General features: G+C 62.4%; 17 protein-coding genes. 10 read left to right on the plus strand and 7 right to left on the minus strand.

The window, feature by feature from the left end; all coding sequences use genetic code 11:
* Positions 1-2 precede the first annotated feature (2 nt).
* The 5 genes from NKH99_RS04245 (at position 3) to amaB (ending at position 5555) form a co-directional block, all read left to right on the plus strand.
* Positions 3-887: a transglutaminase family protein gene (locus NKH99_RS04245; RefSeq protein WP_352448166.1), complete on the plus strand. Its 885-nt coding sequence runs from the start codon at positions 3-5 to the stop codon at positions 885-887.
* A gap of 118 nt (positions 888-1005) precedes the next feature.
* Positions 1006-2127 carry a DNA topoisomerase IB gene (locus NKH99_RS04250; protein WP_353012799.1) on the plus strand — a complete coding sequence of 374 codons (1122 nt, stop codon included), beginning with the start codon at positions 1006-1008 and terminating at the stop codon, positions 2125-2127.
* Between the two features lie 84 nt (positions 2128-2211).
* Positions 2212-2586 carry a YciI family protein gene (locus NKH99_RS04255; protein WP_254817007.1) on the plus strand — a complete coding sequence of 125 codons (375 nt, stop codon included), beginning with the start codon at positions 2212-2214 and terminating at the stop codon, positions 2584-2586.
* On the plus strand, positions 2583-3857 hold the full coding sequence (locus NKH99_RS04260; RefSeq protein ID WP_352448164.1) for an RNA polymerase sigma factor: 1275 nt from the start codon (positions 2583-2585) through the stop codon (positions 3855-3857). Before NKH99_RS04255 ends, NKH99_RS04260 begins: the two co-directional genes overlap by 4 nt.
* Positions 3858-4040: 183 nt before the next feature.
* A complete protein-coding gene (gene amaB / locus NKH99_RS04265) occupies positions 4041-5555 on the plus strand; it encodes an L-piperidine-6-carboxylate dehydrogenase (protein ID WP_352501921.1) in 1515 nt (504 codons plus the stop codon).
* A 59-nt stretch (positions 5556-5614) separates the two neighbouring features.
* Here the strand turns inward: amaB and NKH99_RS04270 are convergent, their stop codons facing one another.
* The gene (locus NKH99_RS04270; protein WP_353012802.1) at positions 5615-6487 is read right to left on the minus strand and encodes a hypothetical protein; all 873 of its coding nucleotides are present in this window, start codon (positions 6485-6487) and stop codon (positions 5615-5617) included.
* Between the two features lie 718 nt (positions 6488-7205).
* Here NKH99_RS04270 and NKH99_RS04275 point away from each other — a divergent pair.
* Positions 7206-8018, plus strand: coding sequence for a nucleotidyltransferase family protein (locus NKH99_RS04275; protein ID WP_352539322.1), 813 nt, complete (start codon positions 7206-7208; stop codon positions 8016-8018).
* Positions 8011-8763: a metallophosphoesterase family protein gene (locus NKH99_RS04280; RefSeq protein ID WP_352488808.1), complete on the plus strand. Its 753-nt coding sequence runs from the start codon at positions 8011-8013 to the stop codon at positions 8761-8763. Before NKH99_RS04275 ends, NKH99_RS04280 begins: the two co-directional genes overlap by 8 nt.
* A gap of 4 nt (positions 8764-8767) precedes the next feature.
* Here the strand turns inward: NKH99_RS04280 and NKH99_RS04285 are convergent, their stop codons facing one another.
* The 3 genes from NKH99_RS04285 to NKH99_RS04295 form a co-directional block, all read right to left on the minus strand.
* Positions 8768-8935 (minus strand): hypothetical protein, encoded by a 168-nt coding sequence (locus tag NKH99_RS04285; RefSeq protein ID WP_352448160.1) that lies wholly within the window; start codon positions 8933-8935, stop codon positions 8768-8770.
* A gap of 91 nt (positions 8936-9026) precedes the next feature.
* Entirely contained in the window at positions 9027-10640 is a 1614-nt protein-coding gene (locus tag NKH99_RS04290) for a DHA2 family efflux MFS transporter permease subunit (protein ID WP_353012806.1), read from the minus strand.
* Complete coding sequence (locus NKH99_RS04295; protein ID WP_353013114.1) at positions 10637-11596, minus strand: HlyD family secretion protein; 960 nt, start codon at positions 11594-11596, stop codon at positions 10637-10639. The genes NKH99_RS04290 and NKH99_RS04295 overlap by 4 nt, the downstream gene beginning before the upstream one ends.
* A gap of 484 nt (positions 11597-12080) precedes the next feature.
* On the opposite strand from NKH99_RS04295, the gene NKH99_RS04300 reads away from it, so the two are divergent.
* Positions 12081-12512 carry a hypothetical protein gene (locus NKH99_RS04300; RefSeq protein WP_023675469.1) on the plus strand — a complete coding sequence of 144 codons (432 nt, stop codon included), beginning with the start codon at positions 12081-12083 and terminating at the stop codon, positions 12510-12512.
* 286 nt (positions 12513-12798) lie between these two features.
* Here the strand turns inward: NKH99_RS04300 and NKH99_RS04305 are convergent, their stop codons facing one another.
* The 3 genes from NKH99_RS04305 to NKH99_RS04315 all read right to left on the minus strand — a co-directional run bounded on the left by NKH99_RS04305 (position 12799) and on the right by NKH99_RS04315 (position 15302).
* Positions 12799-13989 (minus strand): NADH-quinone oxidoreductase subunit D, encoded by a 1191-nt coding sequence (locus NKH99_RS04305; protein ID WP_352501918.1) that lies wholly within the window; start codon positions 13987-13989, stop codon positions 12799-12801.
* Positions 13990-14055: 66 nt separating this feature from the next.
* Complete coding sequence (locus NKH99_RS04310) at positions 14056-14481, minus strand: hypothetical protein (protein WP_352469585.1); 426 nt, start codon at positions 14479-14481, stop codon at positions 14056-14058.
* A 146-nt stretch (positions 14482-14627) separates the two neighbouring features.
* On the minus strand, positions 14628-15302 hold the full coding sequence (locus NKH99_RS04315) for a DUF2161 domain-containing phosphodiesterase (RefSeq protein ID WP_352488814.1): 675 nt from the start codon (positions 15300-15302) through the stop codon (positions 14628-14630).
* Positions 15303-15643: 341 nt separating this feature from the next.
* On the opposite strand from NKH99_RS04315, the gene NKH99_RS04320 reads away from it, so the two are divergent.
* Positions 15644-16471 (plus strand): phosphogluconate dehydrogenase C-terminal domain-containing protein, encoded by an 828-nt coding sequence (locus NKH99_RS04320; RefSeq protein WP_352469587.1) that lies wholly within the window; start codon positions 15644-15646, stop codon positions 16469-16471.
* A 263-nt stretch (positions 16472-16734) separates the two neighbouring features.
* On the plus strand, positions 16735-17676 hold the full coding sequence (locus NKH99_RS04325; protein ID WP_353012811.1) for a D-ribose ABC transporter substrate-binding protein: 942 nt from the start codon (positions 16735-16737) through the stop codon (positions 17674-17676).
* The last annotated feature ends 40 nt before the right edge of the window (positions 17677-17716 follow it).

The raw sequence follows: 17716 nt of genomic DNA on the forward strand, positions 1-17716 counted from the left end.
GCATGCTCTACGACATCAGGCTTCACCTGCGTTACGACTATGATGCGGCGGCCGGCGGCGGCCGCCATCAGGTGCGCGTGCTGCCGCCGACCATCCCTGGCGTGCAGCGCGTCATTGCCGCTTCACTGTCTTTTGTGCCGGCGCCCAGCGAACGTTCCGACTTTTCCGACTTTTTCGGCAACAGTGTCACCTCGATCGCCTTTCGTGACGCGCATGATGCGCTCGACATCAGGATGAGCGCGCGTGTTTCAGTGTCGCGGCCCGAACCCGGGCTCGACGTATCGCCGGACATACGCCGGCTGAGGGAAGAACTCGGCGCAGTGCACTCGCTGGCGCCGGCTTCGCCGCATCACTTTCTGGCCGCCAGCGATCATGCCGGCATCGACGCGGCAATCACTGCCTATGCGAAAGGCAGTGCCGGCAGTTCGACAGTCGGCACGGCCATGGCTCTGTGCAACCGCATTCACCGCGATTTCACCTATGACGGCGAGGCGACCACCGTGCAGACGCGGGCCAGCGACGCCTTTGGCCTGAAGCGCGGCGTCTGCCAGGATTTTTCCCACATCATGATCGCCGGCCTGCGCGGCCTCGGTATTCCCGCGGGCTATGTCAGCGGGTTCCTGCGCACCATCCCGCCGCGCGGGAAGCCGCGGCTCGAAGGTGCCGACGCCATGCACGCCTGGGTCAAGGTGTGGTGCGGGCGCGATGCCGGCTGGCAGGAATTCGATCCGACCAATGGCATGCGGGCAAGCAACGACCATATCACGGTCGGCTACGGCCGCGATTACTCCGATGTGGCGCCGATCGTCGGCGTGCTGAAAACCACCGGCGGGCAGGTCGGCGAGCAAGCGGTCGACGTCATTCCGGTCGTGCTCGAAAAGGCGTGACGACGCACGTCTTCGTTGCACGGCGACGTCGATAGGCTGTTCTGGAACCAAGAGATCAAGAGGCGTTGGAACCCGCAGCCGGCAAGCGGCTTATCTACGGAAATTCCGTGGAGAGGACATGCTGGACAAATCCGGGTCGTCGTCTGGCCAATCGGCTGTGAGGAAAGCTGCACCAAAAAACGCGGTGCCGCACAACGGAGCGCTGGAGAACGGCGCGCAAGCCTCGGCCGTTCGGGCCTCGCTCAACTATGTCACCGACACTGAACCCGGTATTCGCCGGCTGCGTTCGGGCAAGGGGTTCTCGTACAAAGGACCCGACGGGCGGATTGTCGACGGGGAGGCGCTGGCACGCATCAAGGCGCTCGCCATTCCACCGGCCTGGACGGATGTGTGGATCTCGCCGGATGCCGACGGTCACATCCAGGCGACCGGTCGGGACCAGCGCGGCCGCAAACAATACCGCTATCACCCGCACTGGGCGGAGGAGCGTGACGGCGTCAAATATTCGAGCCTGATCGCCTTCGCCGAAAGCCTGCCCGAACTGCGGCGGCAGATCGACGTCGATTTGCGCCGTCACGGCCTGCCGCTGGAACGCGTCGTTGCGGCTATCGTCTGGCTGCTCGACAACACGATGATCCGTGTCGGCAATGCCGCCTATGCCCGCGACAACAAGAGTTTTGGGCTGACCACGCTGCGTGACCGCCATGTCGACATCAAGGGCTCGAGCCTGCGTTTTGCCTTCATCGGTAAATCCGGCAAGGAATGGAGATTGAAGCTTGTCGATCGCCGGATTGCCAAGGTCGTGCGTGGAGCGCAGGACCTGCCGGGCCAAAAACTGTTCCAGTATCTCGACGAGGACGGAAACAGGCATCCGGTGCGCTCAGACGACGTCAACCGCTATATCAGGGAGAACGCCGGAGCGGAGTTCAGCTCCAAGCACTTCAGAACCTGGGGTGGCACCATCCATGCGGCGTCGCTGTTTGCGCAAACCGAACGTCCGGAAAGCCAGGCGCAGCAAAAGCGGGTGATGAACAATGTCATCGACAAGGTTGCCGAGCGGCTCGGCAATACGCGCGCGGTTTGTCGCCAATGCTACATCCATCCGGAAGTGTTCCGCGCCTGGCCCGAAGGACGGCTGCTGGACGAAATGGCGGATGCCAACCAAGGCAAGCGCTCGATCGCCGGGCTCGACGACGAGGAGGCCTTGGTCTTGAGATGGCTGAAGGCGAGAGAGGGCTGACGCCGGACGGAGCGTATTTTTTTGTCGACGCCATGTCGGCATCGGTCCTAGTGTTTCGTCCTTTGACAGAGAAAAGGACGACCCATGCTCTACGCGATCCTCTGCTATGCCTCCGAAGACGTCGTCTGCTCCTGGAGCAAGGAGCAGGACGACGCCGTCATGGAAAAACTTCTGGGTGTGCAGGAAAAATATGCCCAGGCGGGCCGGCTTGGCCCGGTGGCGCGGCTCTTGCCGACGACCGCGGCGACGACGCTGAGGAAGGTCAAGGGCGAATCGATCGTCATCGACGGCCCGTTTGCCGAAACCAAGGAACAGTTCCTCGGCTTTTACACGCTCGAATGCGCCGACCTCGATGAGGCCGTCGACTTCGCGCGCGAGCTTTCCGAGGTCAACCCGAGCGGCGGCTCCTACGAAATCCGGCCGGTCTCGCTCTTCAATCCCGCCAAGGTTTCCGCATGACCGAACTCGCCTGGATCAGCACGGCAATCAGCACCGCTCGCCCGCAGGCGATGGGGGCATTGCTGCGCTACTTCCGCGACCTCGACGCGGCGGAGGAAGCATTCCAGGACGCCTGCCTGAGGGCACTGAACAACTGGCCGAAAAACGGTCCGCCGCGCGATCCGGCAGCCTGGCTGATCTTCGTCGGCCGCAACAGCGGCATCGATGCGGTGCGCAAGCGCGCCAAGCAGGCGCCGCTGCCGGAGGAGGACCAGATCTCCGATCTGGAGGATGCCGAGAGCGACGTCGCCGAGCGGCTGGACGGGGCGCATTACCGCGACGATATTTTGCGGCTGCTGTTTATCTGCTGCCATCCCGACCTGCCGGCCACACAGCAGATCGCGGTGGCGTTACGCATCGTCTCCGGCCTGACGGTCAAGCAGATCGCCCGCGCCTTCCTCGTCGGTGAAAGCGCCATGGAGCAGCGTATCACACGCGCCAAGGCGCGTATCGCCGACGCCGGGGTGCCGTTCGAGACGCCGGGAGCGGTCGAGCGCTCCGAACGGCTCGCCGCCGTCGCCGCCATGGTCTACCTGATCTTCAACGAAGGCTATTCCAGCAACAGCGGCGAGGCTTCGGCGCGTGCGCCGCTTTGCGAAGAGGCGATCCGGCTGGCCCGGCTGCTGCTCAGGCTGTTCCAGACCGAGCCGGAGATCATGGGGCTGACGGCGCTGTTGCTGCTGCAGCATGCACGCTCGCCGGCTCGCTTCGACGAGAACGGCGAGATCGTGCTGCTCGAAGACCAGGACCGCAGCCTGTGGAGCCGCAAGATGATCGATGAAGGCCTGGCGCTGGTCGATAAGGCGTTGCGCCATCGCAAGCCCGGTCCCTACCAGGTGCAAGCGGCGATCGCCGCACTGCATGCGCGGGCGGAAAAGCCCGAGGACACGGACTGGAACGAGATCGACCTGCTCTACGGCCTGCTCGAGCAGATGCAGCCGTCGCCGGTGGTGACGCTCAACCGCGCCGTCGCGGTCTCCAAGGTGCGTGGACCGGAAGCCGCACTCGCCATGATCGAGCCGCTGGAGGGAAGGCTTTCCGGCTATTTCCATTTCTTCGGCCTCAAGGGCGGACTGCTGATGCAGCTTGGCCGCGGCGAGGAGGCGCGCGTCGCTTTCGACCGCGCCATCGCGCTTGCCAATACGGCCGCCGAGGCAGCGCATATCCGCATGCATATCGACCGGCTGATGAAAGAAAGCGCCGTGCGGGAAACCGCCAAGACGGCACACTGATTCGCTCTATCTGGCTGGTTCAACAGTCGGACGCCGGCTTGGACCATGCCGGGGTGGCGATTTCTCCCTGAAACGCGTAATGCCACGCCATGACAGCGCCTGGTGTGCCGACCGGCAGGGAGTGGGTTTGGCGCAAGGCTTGGACCGACGCCATATGAGCGACGGAATCTGAAAGGGATGAAAATGACGATTGCGAAGGAAACGGCCGGGCTTCTGGCGAAACTGGGCGTTGCCGAGCGCGCGCTTACGGGCGGCGATCTTATCGTGCGCAGCCCGGTGACCGGCGAGCAGATCGCCGCGCTGAAGACCATCTCGCCGGCCGATGCGGCAACGACCATCGACAATGCCCACAGAGCTTTCCTGGCGTGGCGGCAGGTGCCAGCTCCCAAGCGTGGCGAACTGGTGCGGCTGCTCGGCGAGGAATTGCGCACACACAAGGCCGAGCTTGGCCGGTTGGTATCGATCGAAGTCGGCAAGATCCCATCCGAAGGTCTTGGCGAAGTGCAGGAGATGATCGACATCTGCGATTTCGCCGTCGGTCTTTCCCGGCAATTGTACGGCCTGACCATCGCCACCGAGCGTCCCGGCCATCGCATGATGGAGACCTGGCATCCGCTCGGCGTCGTAGGCGTCATCTCGGCCTTCAACTTTCCGGTCGCGGTGTGGTCGTGGAACGCAGCACTTGCGCTGGTCTGCGGCGACGCGGTGGTGTGGAAGCCGTCGGAGAAGACACCGCTGACGGCGCTCGCCTGTGAGGCGATTTTTGCACGCGCGGTAAAGCGTTTCGGTGCTGACGCGCCGCAGGGACTGGCGCCCGTGCTGATCGGCGATCGCGCCGTCGGCGAGATCCTGGTCGATCATCCCAGGGTGCCGCTGGTCTCGGCCACCGGCTCGACGCGCATGGGCAGGGATGTCGGCCCACGGCTGGCGAAGCGCTTTGCTCGTGCCGTGCTGGAGCTCGGCGGCAACAATGCCGGCATCGTCTGCCCGACGGCCGATCTGGACATGGCGCTCCGCGCTATCGCCTTCGGCGCCATGGGCACGGCCGGCCAGCGCTGCACGACGCTCAGGCGCCTGTTCGTGCATGAGAGCGTCTATGACCAGCTCGTTCCGCGCCTGAAGAAGGCTTATGAGAGCGTCTCGGTCGGCAATCCGCTGGAGACAAGCGCTCTGGTTGGCCCGCTGATCGACAAGGCTGCCTACGAGAATATGCAGAAGGCGCTGGAGGAGGCGGCTTCGCATGGCGGTAAGATAACCGGCGGAATGCGGGTCGAGAACGGTCACCCCGACGCCTACTATGTGCGTCCGGCGCTGGTCGAAATGCCGCGGCAGGTTTCGCCGGTGACGGAGGAAACCTTCGCGCCCATCCTCTATGTGATGAAATATTCGGACTTCGACACCGTGCTAGAAGAACACAATGCGGTGGGAGCGGGGCTGTCATCCTCGATCTTTACCCGCGACCTGCAGGAATCCGAGCGCTTTCTTAGCGTCGACGGATCGGACTGCGGTATCGCCAACGTCAATATAGGCACGTCAGGGGCCGAGATCGGCGGTGCCTTCGGTGGCGAGAAGGAAACCGGCGGCGGCCGCGAGAGCGGCTCCGATGCCTGGAAGGCCTATATGCGGCGCGCCACCAATACGGTGAATTATTCCAAGGCGCTGCCGCTTGCGCAGGGCGTGTCGTTCGACATCGATTGAAATGCCGGACCTCCGTCGCGGCGGCGCCAAGGCTGCCACGACGGCGGTCGGCTCGCGGTTCAGCTGGCTTGCGAAGTTACAACACAGTTATCGAAGGCTGCATCGATGATGGCGAGCTTGACCGCCTGGGCGGTCATGTATTCCTGATAGAACTCGCTCGACACCCACATGACCGAGTGACCGCGCTGGCCCAACCAGCCGACGCTGCCGAGTTCTTCGGCATCGCCCAATTTGCGTGACAGGTGGGTCCGGGAAAGCTTGAGCCAGTTCGCGAAATCTCCGATTGAGACGACACCGGTCGGGATTCGGTCCAGGTCGGCATGATCGGGGTCGACGCCGGACATCAGCCAATCCATGACGATGCCGCCATTGTCGAGCCAGGTGAACAAGGAAAAGGTCTGTCTCGGCTCCCGCACGGCATGCGACGAAATCAGGCCGTCGGCCACCAGCGGCTGCAGTTTGGCGAGCATGTCCGGTTGTGCGACGAATGCAGCCAGTCGAAATCCGCTGTCCAGGCTGTCCAGGCTGTCCAGCGTTCTGAGATGAGCCATGACCCAGCCGGCAACCGTCTCCAGAGTGCCCGCGGTCGGCTCAAAGGGGCGGATGCGCCCATATTTGATCGGCAGATGCGGGATGAAGCCGTAATGCAGCATCTCCTTCAGGAAGGCGTCGGCGGTGTTGCGGCTGGCCACCGAATGCCGGCAGATGTCGTCCATGAACCGTGCGGACGTAAGTCCCTTGCGATGATCGTCCGGCTCTCGATTGAAATACAAGGCAAGGCCGATATGGGCCATCAGCCAACGTTGTTGGGTGGCGAATACGGAGGCCAGCCGCGGGTTCGCTTCATAGGTCTGGAGAAGCGTCCGCGACTGAGCCTGGACATGGCGACGCAGCGCCGGATGGCGGGCAATGTCTTCAGAAACCAGCGCCATCCCCGCCGAGCCCAACCAAATTTGCAACTGGAAATGCGATCACAATTTCAGCCTTCGCGGGTCGTGTCCAGAGCCGGCGCATCAGGATACGAGCCGAATCCCGCCGGCTGGTAGCTGAATTCCGCCACTTGATCGCCGAAGCTGATCTCGCGAGGCGCTGATCTCGCTGCAGAAGGCTAGCCTGCTCGAACCTGCCAATGATGGCCTCGCCCCGTCCAGCCCGTGCTCCCGCCGATGGCGACGCGGAACCAACATAAGCTTTGCTCGTTGAAGAACGCTGATTTGGACTGAGACTGTGAGGAACTACAAAATGGAGAATGGCCTTTTCGCCACGCCGCCTGCAGCGTTCCGGAAAACAGAGTCGGTTTGGCTACGGGCGCTGAAAGGGCTGTTGCGCCGGGTGCGCAGCGCCTCCGACAGCTCCGGAACCATGTTGAAGCCAATCCTTTCCGGACCTGAGGATGATAGCGGGCCTACTCCGCCTCGACGGGCTTGAGGCTGATTGCACTGCGATCCTGACGCCAAAATAACCGGTCGCATGTCTTTTCATCACTGCCGCGACGGCGACAGCCATGACCGCTTCGAAGGCCTGCGACGGCGATGTGTTCGCCTGATGCAGCGGCGGGAGCGGCAGTGCCGCGTAACGGCGGGAACCATCGGGCGTGCTTGGCTATTAGATACAGGCGGCTGCTGGTCTGCCGGGCCAGGAGCCATAGCTATGATCATTAATCCCCCACCGGAAAGCGCCATCCCGGCATCCGTTCCGTCGGTCGATCCAAAAGCCGCCCCGACGCCTCGCAATGCCGAAGCGGAGGTCTTTTATATCGAGGCGATCCGCGAGCTTGTCACGACCGGCATCCCCTTTCTCGTCGCCGGCACCTATGCCGTAAGCGCCTATACCGGGATCACCCGCCTGACCAAGGATCTCGATATTTTCTGCAAGGCCGGCGACTGCCCGCGCATCCTCGCCCATTTCAAGCGGATCGGTTACGCCGTCGTGGTCGAGGACGACCGGTGGCTCGGCAAAGTGTTCAAGGGGACGCATTTTTTCGACGTCATTTTCGCCTCGATGAACGGCACAATGCCCGTCGACGACCTGTGGCTGGAGCACGCCCGTCAGGGCGAATTGCTGGGCAGCCAGGTGCGGATCATCGGCCCAACCGAGCTTATCTGGTCCAAAAGTTTCATCCAGGACCGCCGCCGCCACGATGGCGCCGACGTCGCGCACACCATCCTCAAGGCGCACGACCAGATCGATTGGCAAAGGCTGCTTTCCTACATGGAAGTCCATTGGGAAGTCTTGCTGATGCATCTCTTGAACTTCCGATGGATCTATCCGACGGAGCGAGACCGTGTGCCGGCGTGGCTGCTCGACGAATTGCTCGACCGGCTGGCCAAACAGCGCGAACTGCCGCCCTCCCGGATGCGGATCTGCCGCGGGCGCATGCTTTCACGAACCGACTATGAGATCGACGTCAAGGAATGGGGCTTTGCCGACGTCGGCGGTGAAGGAGAATATAGCGATGGCTGACGAACTCAAACCTGCTTCGGCAAAGGCGGAAAACGGCGGCACACTCAAGATTGCCGCCATCGGCGATCTGCATGTCGGCAAGGAGGACCAGGCGTCGTACCGCGATCTTTTCGGCGAGATGTCGCGCGAAGCCCAGGTTCTCGTGCTGACCGGCGACCTTACCAATCTCGGCAAGCCTCGGGAGGCCGAAATCCTTGCCGAGGAACTGCGTGCCTGCACGATCCCGGTCGTCGCCGTACTTGGCAACCACGACTATGAGTCAGGCGCCGTCGAGCAGGTCACGGACATTCTGCGCCAGGCGGGCGTTCATCTGCTCGATGGCGAGGCGACGGAGATTCACGAGGTCGGGTTCGTCGGGGTCAAGGGTTTCGTTGGCGGTTTTGGATCGCGCATGCTCGGCTCCTTCGGCGAACCGGCCATCAAGTCGATGGTGGCGGAAAGCGTGAACGAAGCGATGCGGCTTGAAAACGCGATGCGGCAGGTCCGCGCCAAACGCACGCTTGTCGTTCTTCACTACGCGCCTGTCGTCGAGACGGTCGAAGGCGAGCCGCTGGAGATCTTCCCGTTTCTCGGTTCGTCACGCCTGGCCGAAACAATAGACCGGTTCCAGGTCAGTGCGGTGGTGCATGGTCATGCGCATCGCGGCGCCTACGAGGGCCGCACACCGGGCGGGGCGTCGGTCTATAACGTTGCCATGCATGTCGCCAAGCCGACCGGCCGCCCCTACGCTGTGCTCGAAATCTAATAGGCTAGATGTTGAACGCCCGCTTCGGCGGAATATCGTTTTCATCCGGATTGGGAATGGGGTCCTCGTCGGGGAGCCTGTCGGGGTCCGGCTCACGCACGGGCTTGGGATCGGGGATGGGAGGCGGCGGCACCGGGGTCGGCATTGGCTCGGGTGTGGGAATAGTGGCCATCGTGATCATCTCCTCTTGGCGCAGAACAACGCAATGGGTCAGCTGGTTCCCGGCTTGCCCGTTTTTGGAACTACACCGTCGCGCCTGCGGGTCAGCCCATCTCCGGATTCGGCTGGCTGCCGCCTGACTTGCTTGACCGCAGCAGCAGCGCCAGCGGAACGAGCAGGGCGGTTGCCACCGCGCAGTAGCGGAAGACATCGACATAGGCGAGCAGCGTGGCCTGGCGAGCGATCAACTGACCAAGCCAGGCGATCGCCTGCTGCTTCGCCTCGACCATTGGCGAACCCTGGGCGACGAAATGCTCGGTCGCCTGCCGAAGCACCTGCTGATAGGCGGGCGACGACTGCACGGTGTGGCCGACCAGATTCGATTGATGGATCTGGGAGCTTTGCGCAATGACGGTGTTGGACAGCGAGACGCCGATGCTGCCGCCGATATTGCGTGCAACGTTGATCAGCGCAGATGCCTGGTTGGTCTTCTGCGGGGGCAGGCCGACATAGGCCGCGGTCGAGATGGGAATGAACAGGAACGGCAGCCCGACCATCAGGAAAACACGGGCAAAGGCAAAGAAGCGGAAGCTGGCGTCCGGAGTAAGCGAGGTCATATGCCAAAGGGCCACTGCGACCACCGACATGCCCATCATGATCAGATATCTGGGCTGCACGATGCTGCCTACAAATCCGGACACCGGCATCAAGATCAGCATGGCGATGCCGCCCGGCATCATCGAAAGGCCCGAGAGCGTCGCGGTGTAGGCAAATGTCGTCTGCTGCAGCTGAGGCACGATCTGGGTGGTGCTGAACAGGATAGCACCGACCGCCATCATGACCAGGAACGCCGTGCCGAACTGGCGCGTGAATAATAGGCGCATGTCGACGACCGGATCGCTGCGACTGAGTTCCCATGGGACAAGCAGCAGGAACGCGATCGCGGAAATCACTGCGAAAGTGGTGATGAAATCCGAGGCGAACCAATCGTAGCGCTGGCCCCGGTCGAGAAAAATCTCCAGGCACCCCAATGCCGTCGCTACCAGGACGAACCCGATCCCGTCGATCTTCAGGCCGCCTCTCAGCCGTTCCTTGCGTTCGCGTTCGAGTACGTCCGGTTCGACCAACAGCCATTGCACCAGGGCCAGCGACAGGATGCCGAACGGCACGTTGATGAAGAAGATCCAGTGCCAGGAGAAATGGTCGGTCAGCCAGCCGCCGATCGTCGGCCCGACCGTCGGTGCGACGATGACGGCAATGCCGTAAAGCGCGAAGGCCTGCGAGCGCTTTTCTGGCGGAAAGGTATCGGCAAGGATCGATTGCTCGCTTGGCGCCATGCCGCCGCCGCCGAGTCCCTGAAGGACCCTGAACAGGATGAGCAGTTCCAGGTTGGGCGCCAGTCCGCACAGCAGCGACGCGACGGTAAAGGTCGCAACGCAGAGCATGTAGTAGCGCTTGCGGCCGATGACGCTTGCCAGCCAGCCGCTGACCGGGATGATCACCGAGTTGGCAACGAGATAGGTGGTAATCACCCAGGTGCTTTCGTCCATTCCGGCCGCCAGGCTGCCGGCGATGTTGCGCAGGGCGACATTGGCGATCGAGGTGTCGAGCACCAGCATGAAAGTGGCGATGGAGACGACGACGGCGATAAGCCAGGGATTGTGCGTCCCGGCGGCGGATCGGCTTTCACCCTGATTTCTGGCGGTTTCGCCGCTCATCGCACCTTGACCGTCGGCACCACCGACAGGCCCGGCCCGAGAAGCACATCCGGCGGCTTGTCGAAGACGATCTTGACCGGCACGCGCTGTACCACCTTGACGAAATTGCCGGTGGCATTTTCGGCCGGCAGGAGGCTGAAGGCGGTGCCGCTGCCGGCCTGAATACTGTCGACGCGACCATGGAAGGACTTGTCCGGGTAGGCGTCGATGTCGATGTCGACCGGCTGTCCCTGCCGCATCAGATCGAGCTGCGTCTCCTTGAAATTGGCCTTCACCCAGACCTCGTCGGGAACGAACATCATCAATACCTGGCCGGGTTGGGCGTAGGTGCCCTTAGCGGCGGAAATGCTCGTTGCGCGCCCGGCTGCGGGTGCTGTGATAGTCGTGCGCGACAGCGTCGTGCGGGCTTGCTCCTGGCTGGCCTTTGTCTGCTCGAGCCGCGCCTCAGCGCTCCTGGCCTGTGCCTGCAAGACCGAAACCTGGCTTTTTGCGGAGGCGACATTGGCCTCGGCGCTGTCCAGCGCGGCCTGGTCCTGACGCAACGTCGATGCCGCCTGCTGCGCCTGCTGCTGCGTTGCTGTGCCCCTGGCCAGGAGTTCGCGATTGCGTTGATCCTCGGCCTTGGCGAAATCCAGCGCTGCCTTGGCCTGTGCAACCTGCCTCTGGGCAGCGTTTACCTTTGCTTTTTGAGCCTCGATCTGCGCGGCGACATTGACGATTTCGGCCTCGGCCGCGGCGACGCCGGCGTCGGCCTGCTTCAGGTTTGCCTGATAGTCGCTGTCGTCGATACGCAGGAGGACATCGCCCGCCTGTACGTGCTGATTGTCGGTAACCGCCAGCTCGGTAATGCGGCCGGCTATTTGCGCACCGATCGTCACTATGCGCGCATCTATGAAGGCGTCGTCGGTCGATTCGTACTGGCGAGCGTTCAGCCACCAGATCGCGATGCCTGCCACGACGAGCAACAGCGCAAGCGCGATGGCTGCGGCCGCATAGGGATGGCGCCTGAGAAAGCCGAGCAGACCGGCCTTTCGTTGCGAGGCATTCCCGTCGGGTTTTTCCTGCCGGGGCTCTGCCGATCGCTCACGAGATTCTCGAACAGGGGCCGGTTGCTCCCGGGTTTCATTTACAGGCTCGACGTCTTGCTCGACGCGTTGAGGCTTCGTGTCCAACGGAATTGCTTTCAAGATTGATATTGCAGCCGCCGAAGCGGACGCAAAGCCAAACGGCAAGCTTCCGCAAAAGTTCCTGTCCGGAAACGGGTTCGGTTAACGGGTCGACATCGAACACAGGCGGGGGCGCGTCGGAATTCGAGCGCCGCTTCACCGGGCAGGTGATCCGTACGCCTCATGTTGCGGCGGTCCGGCCTTGTCAGCGCTCCATGGCGCGATAATTGCTCATATAGGCGTGGGCGAATTCACCTGTCGACAGGAGCCGACCATGAAACATCAAACACTCGACCAACTGCAGGCCGTCGCGGAAGTTGAGTCCTTCGCGGCGTATCCGGCGATGACTCGAACCCAGCGGATTGAACGTTGGGCGGAACTTCTCGAACAAAACCCGACGCGATGCCTTGGGGCGCTTCCAGGCACCGAATATATGAACAGGGAAGCGCGCGACAGATCGCGTGGCGCTGGGACGCCGCTCACTGTCGCCTTCGAGGATCCGGTTCTGCGTGCCATGGGCCTCAGCGATGATACCTATGGTGAGGCAAAGCGCTTCTTCGAACTGAGCGACCGGCAGTTGCACCAAATCGTCTGCCATTGCCATGTCGGCGCTACGATGCAAGCGAGATGGGCCGCTGCCAGGGTGCGCGGGATAGTTCGCGGCAACAGATTTGTTGCCTGGATGAAGGGCTTGATCGTGCATTGAGGCGGTACGAGGAACGGCGGAACACGCGTTCTTTCCGCGCCGTGGAGAGCGCTTCCGAACTTGGAAGGGCTCGTGCGCCGTCGGGCCGCGCAGATTGTGAAACTCCTTGACGCTTGGCTGCGCCTTGTCGCGGCCATGCGTCCGTCTTTGATGTGAGAATTTGAGCTGGCCCGCCACAGGTGAGAGCCTTCGTCTGACCGGTGGTCGAGCGCCGTCCAGGCCTGCCTGCGCGGCTACTAACGACGAATGATCCTGCGATCGGGGAAGATCCTGCGACCTGGCTAAACTAGCGATCGATTTCTCCGAACACGATGTCGAGCGAGCCGATGATCGCGGCAACATCGGCGATCATATGGCCTCGGGACAGGAAATCCATCGCTTGCAGGTGGGCGAAGGAAGGTGCGCGGATCTTGCATCGGTAGGGAACGTTGCCCCCGTCCGACACGAGGTAGACGCCGAATTCACCCTTCGGCGCCTCGACGGCGGCATAGACTTCACCGCTCGGCACGCGAATGCCTTCGGTATAAAGTTTGAAGTGGTGGATCGTCGCTTCCATCGAGCGCTTCATCGTGGCACGCGGCGGCGGCGTGATCTTGTGGCTCGGAATCGCGACCGGTCCCTGGCCTTCTGGTGAGCGCAACTTTTCCAGACATTGCCGCATGATCCGGACCGACTGGCGCATTTCCTCCATGCGGACGAGATAGCGGTCGTAGCAGTCGCCATGCTTGCCGACTGGGATATCGAAATCCATCTCCGAATAGCATTCGTATGGCTGCGCCTTGCGCAGGTCCCAGGACGCGCCCGATCCGCGCACCATCACGCCGGAAAAGCCCCAGGCCCAGGCATCATCGAGGCCGATCACCCCGACATCGACATTGCGCTGCTTGAAGATGCGGTTCTCGGTCAACAGCTCTTCGAGATTGTCGCAGACCTTGAGGAACGGATCACAGAACTTCCAGATGTCGTCTAGGAGTTCCGGCGGCAGATCCTGATGCACGCCGCCGACCCTGAAATAATTCGCGTGCATGCGGGCGCCGGACGCGCGCTCATAAAAGACCATCAGCTTCTCGCGCTCGGCGAAACCCCAGAGCGGCGGCGTCAGCGCGCCGATGTCCATGGCTTGCGTGGTGACGTTGAGGAGGTGCGATAACAGCCGGCCTATTTCGCAGAAAAGCACGCGGATGAGCTGTCCGCGTTTCGGAACCGATATTTCGAGGAGCTTCTCGGCGGCGAGACAGAATGCATGCTCCTGGTTCATCGGCGCGACGTAGTCGAGCCGGTCGAAATAGGGCAAGGCCTGCAGGTAGTTCTTGTACTCGATGAGCTTTTCGGTGCCGCGATGCAGCAGGCCGATATGGGGATCGGCGCGTTCCACGATCTCGCCGTCGAGTTCGAGCACCAGCCGCAGGACGCCGTGAGCGGAGGGATGTTGTGGCCCGAAATTGATGGTGAAGTTGCGAACTGCAGCCTCGGCCATGACAGTCCTCCGCGATCAAGCGGGCTTTGGTTCCGTGCCGGAGCCGGCTTGTCCGCTTTCAGCCGCTCACGTCGTCGTCTGGATGATCAGCGTCAGGGTGCCGTCGCCGTCGATATTAGCTGCGACGACCTGCGTGGAATTAAGCCCGTTCGCCGCCAACGCCGATGCCGCCTGCGGCGATGCGTCGATCGAACTTTGCAGGATGCGCAAATCCTCGGCGCTGGTCTGGGTGACGACGGCCTCCGCCTGTGCCTTGATTTCAGGAGGCAGATCCTCCATCGCCACGATTGTCACAGCGGTGAAATTCTGGGCGGAGAAGGCTTGGTCAGGTGTAGCCTGGTCGGGAGTGGTCCCTTCGGGCGTGGCTTGCTCTGGCAGGGTTTGCGGGGCCGTCGGCGGGACAGGGGCAAGCTCTGGTGCCACGGATTGCGCATAGACCGGCGAGGCAAGGGCCAGCGCCGAAAGTGTGGCAATTGTCGTCGATAGGCGCATGGCCGTTCCTTCCGTTTGCTCAGCGGACGATCAATTCGGTGACGACAAAACCATCGTGTCGAAATATGGTTCCGTGACGAGGTGATGTCTTGCCGAAAGCCGTGATTGTCGCGGAAAGCAGGGCGCGAAATCCGGCGTTGCCTGTCTCAGGCAGCGGTGTGGCTGCGATCGGGCTGCGGCCAGCGCTGCAACGCCTCACGGCCCTGAGCGGTCAGTTCGTAGATCCCGCGATCGGTGCGCGCGAACCAGCGATACACATTGTGCAGCAGAATCTTGGGCGCGTTCGGCAGCTTGGGCTTCAAGTCACGCGGCCGCTTTGGGCCGTCGGCGAGTGCTGCGGCGCATGCCAGTGCCTGCTGGCGATAGGCGGTCATGATCGGCGCACGCGAGCCGCCGCCGGCGACAGGATCTCCCTGCCGACGCCGATGTTCGTCGATCAGCTTCGAGCGGCGCCGGGGGTCCCGACGCGGAGCCAATGCCGTCGGGCTGAGCAGCACCTGAACCTCGCCGTTCGGTCGCACGCCAAGCAGGCCAAAGCCGAGCCGACGGCAGAGATTGCGGTATCTCACATCGCTCTCACGGCCCTTGCCACGGGCCGACATGCATGCCGCTAGCCAGACCTCGTCGCTCGCCGCCATACGGTCGACGCCCTGGAGCACCAGTTCGAGGTTGAACTTCAGCTTCAGCTCGCAGATGACGACGATCGGCGGAGAGTCGGCACTCAGCGCCAGCAGATCGCAGCCGCCGATCTCGCCCTTGACCATAAATCCCAGGCCTTCCAGGAAGGTCTTGACCGGGCTGTAGAGTGAAGTTTCGAGCATGGGCCTTTGTCGGCTGCGAATCATCCCGCCGATCGGCGGTTCAGCGCGATGATCGCTCCTTGCCGTTGAACAGGAGGTAAACGACGGTCGAGCAAGTGGTCAGAGCCGTGCCATGGCCGCTTGCCAATTTGGTATGCTGGTATAATGTGTACCTAAGGTAGCATGCTCCGCGTAGCTGCGCTGTGCTGGACATCCGGGCGCGCGAGACATCGTCCATGGCATCGTCATTTGAGCGGCGGCTCCCCTGCGTTCTCTAATCCGCCAACCGGCGGCAATGTGCATACAAGTCAATGGGATGACGATCGGCAGGGCCATCGTTGGAATTCAGGAGTAACGGACACATGACAACGATTGCGCTGTTTGGTGCGGGCGGCAAAATGGGTTACCGTCTGTCGACCAATTTTCGCGGATCTCCCTATACGATACGCCATGTCGAGGTCAGCGACGCCGGCCGCGAGCGGCTTAAGTCGGGCCTCGGCATCGATGCCGTCAGCGCCGATGAGGCGCTTGATGGCGCCGATGTGGTGATCCTGGCGGTGCCGGACACGCATATCGGCAAGGTCGCGGCGAACATCGAGAGCAAGCTTGCATCAGGCACGATGGTCGTCGTGCTCGACGCCGCGGCACCTTTCGCCGGGCATTTGCCGAAGCGGCCGGACCTGACGTATTTCGTCACCCACCCGTGCCATCCGCCGATCTTCAACGACGAGACCGACATGGCGGCGAAGAAGGACTATTTCGGCGGCGTCAAGGCCAAGCAACACATGGTCAGCGCCTTGATGCAGGGACCCGAGGAGGATTTCGCCAAGGGTGAGGCGATCGCCAAGATCATCTGGGCCCCGGTCATGCGCTCGCATCGCGTCACCGTCGATCAGATGGCGCTGCTCGAGCCCGGCCTTTCGGAAACGGTATGCGCTTCGCTGCTCGTCGTCATGAAGGAGGCCGTTGACGAGGTGGTGGCGCGCGGGGTCGACAAGCAGGCGGCGCTCGACTTCCTGCTTGGTCATATGAACGTGCTTGGCGCCGTCATCTTCGGCGAGACCAAAGGCGTGTTCTCCGACGCCTGCAACAAGGCGATAGAGTTCGGCAAGCCGGTGCTGATGCGCGACGACTGGAAGCGGGTGTTCGAGCCGGAGGAGATTGCCGCGAGCATTCAGCGCATCACTTGAGGGCAGCGACGCGTTCTCCGGAACATGTCACCTGAAATTGTCATTGACTCATTATACCAGTTGGCTTAGCTGTTCGATGGATCGGACCGTCAAGCTTCGCAGCAGGAGTCAGGCGCTGGATGAGTGGAGGATAGGGGGAGCGATCCGTCGAAGTGAAGCCGGCCAAGGGCTTGTGAATATGACGCGACCCGCCGCCTACGACTAACCAAATCGAATGCATATAGCCTTGGGGACAAGGCACAGATTTTCAACGGGAGGAATACATGAAACTGACACGCAGAATGACGCTTGCGGCTTTTGCCGGCTTGCTGGCGCTTGGCACCGCCGCACCCGCCTACGCGGCGGATCTGATCGCCATCATCACGCCCTCGCACGACAATCCGTTCTTCAAGGCGGAAGCTGTCGGCGCGGAGGCCAAGGCCAAGGAACTCGGTTACGAGGCGTTGGTGCTCGTCCATGACGACGACGCCAACAAGCAGTCCGAATTGATCGACACGGCGATTGGCCGCGGCGCCAAGGCGATCATCCTCGACAATGCCGGCGCCGACGCCACCGTCGCCGCGGTGCAGAAGGCCAAGGACGCGGGCGTTCCTTCCTTCCTGATCGATCGCGAGATCAATGCCACCGGCGTTGCCGTCGCGCAGATCGTCTCCAACAATTATCAGGGCGCCCAGCTCGGCGCGCAGGAATTCGTCAAGCTGATGGGCGAGAAGGGTAATTTCGTCGAGCTCGTCGGCAAGGAATCCGACACCAATGCCGGCATCCGCTCCAAGGGTTACCACGACGTCATCGACGACTATCCGGACCTGAAGATGGTGGCGCAGCAGTCGGCCAATTGGAGCCAGACCGAGGCCTATTCAAAGATGGAATCGATCCTCCAGGCCAATCCCGATATCAAGGGCGTGATCTCCGGCAACGACACGATGGCGATGGGCGCTCATGCGGCACTTGCCGCTGCCGGCCGCAAGGACGTCATCGTCGTCGGCTTCGACGGGTCGAACGACGTGCGCGACTCGATCACCTCCGGCGGCATCAAGGCGACAGTCCTGCAGCCGGCCTTCGCGCAGGCGCAGATGGCGGTCGAGCAGGCCAACGACTTCATCAAGAGCAAGAAGTCTCCGGCCGAGGAAAAGCAGTTGATGGATTGCGTCCTGGTCAATGGCGACAATGCCGCCAAGCTGGAGACGTTCGCGCTCACCAACTGAGCCGGCGTTACATCAAGCAGCAAGGGACGAGCCTCCGGTT

It is taken from the genome of Mesorhizobium sp. M0854, from assembly GCF_040319815.1.
Taxonomy (GTDB): Bacteria; Pseudomonadota; Alphaproteobacteria; order Rhizobiales; family Rhizobiaceae; genus Mesorhizobium.

Bases quoted from the DNA above. Each gene is read 5' to 3' on its own strand.
- NKH99_RS04245 (WP_352448166.1), top strand. From the start codon at position 3: ATGCTCTACGACATCAGGCTTCACCTGCGTTACGACTATGATGCGGCG.
- NKH99_RS04260 (WP_352448164.1), top strand. From the start codon at position 2,583: ATGACCGAACTCGCCTGGATCAGCACGGCAATCAGCACCGCTCGCCCG.
- amaB (WP_352501921.1), top strand. From the start codon at position 4,041: ATGACGATTGCGAAGGAAACGGCCGGGCTTCTGGCGAAACTGGGCGTT.
- NKH99_RS04290 (WP_353012806.1), bottom strand. From the start codon at position 10,640: ATGAGCGGCGAAACCGCCAGAAATCAGGGTGAAAGCCGATCCGCCGCC.
- NKH99_RS04310 (WP_352469585.1), bottom strand. From the start codon at position 14,481: ATGCGCCTATCGACGACAATTGCCACACTTTCGGCGCTGGCCCTTGCC.
- NKH99_RS04270 (WP_353012802.1), bottom strand. From the start codon at position 6,487: ATGGCGCTGGTTTCTGAAGACATTGCCCGCCATCCGGCGCTGCGTCGC.
- NKH99_RS04320 (WP_352469587.1), top strand. From the start codon at position 15,644: ATGACAACGATTGCGCTGTTTGGTGCGGGCGGCAAAATGGGTTACCGT.
- NKH99_RS04255 (WP_254817007.1), top strand. From the start codon at position 2,212: ATGCTCTACGCGATCCTCTGCTATGCCTCCGAAGACGTCGTCTGCTCC.
- NKH99_RS04275 (WP_352539322.1), top strand. From the start codon at position 7,206: ATGATCATTAATCCCCCACCGGAAAGCGCCATCCCGGCATCCGTTCCG.
- NKH99_RS04285 (WP_352448160.1), bottom strand. From the start codon at position 8,935: ATGGCCACTATTCCCACACCCGAGCCAATGCCGACCCCGGTGCCGCCG.
- NKH99_RS04280 (WP_352488808.1), top strand. From the start codon at position 8,011: ATGGCTGACGAACTCAAACCTGCTTCGGCAAAGGCGGAAAACGGCGGC.
- NKH99_RS04300 (WP_023675469.1), top strand. From the start codon at position 12,081: ATGAAACATCAAACACTCGACCAACTGCAGGCCGTCGCGGAAGTTGAG.
- NKH99_RS04250 (WP_353012799.1), top strand. From the start codon at position 1,006: ATGCTGGACAAATCCGGGTCGTCGTCTGGCCAATCGGCTGTGAGGAAA.
- NKH99_RS04305 (WP_352501918.1), bottom strand. From the start codon at position 13,989: ATGGCCGAGGCTGCAGTTCGCAACTTCACCATCAATTTCGGGCCACAA.
- NKH99_RS04325 (WP_353012811.1), top strand. From the start codon at position 16,735: ATGAAACTGACACGCAGAATGACGCTTGCGGCTTTTGCCGGCTTGCTG.
- NKH99_RS04315 (WP_352488814.1), bottom strand. From the start codon at position 15,302: ATGCTCGAAACTTCACTCTACAGCCCGGTCAAGACCTTCCTGGAAGGC.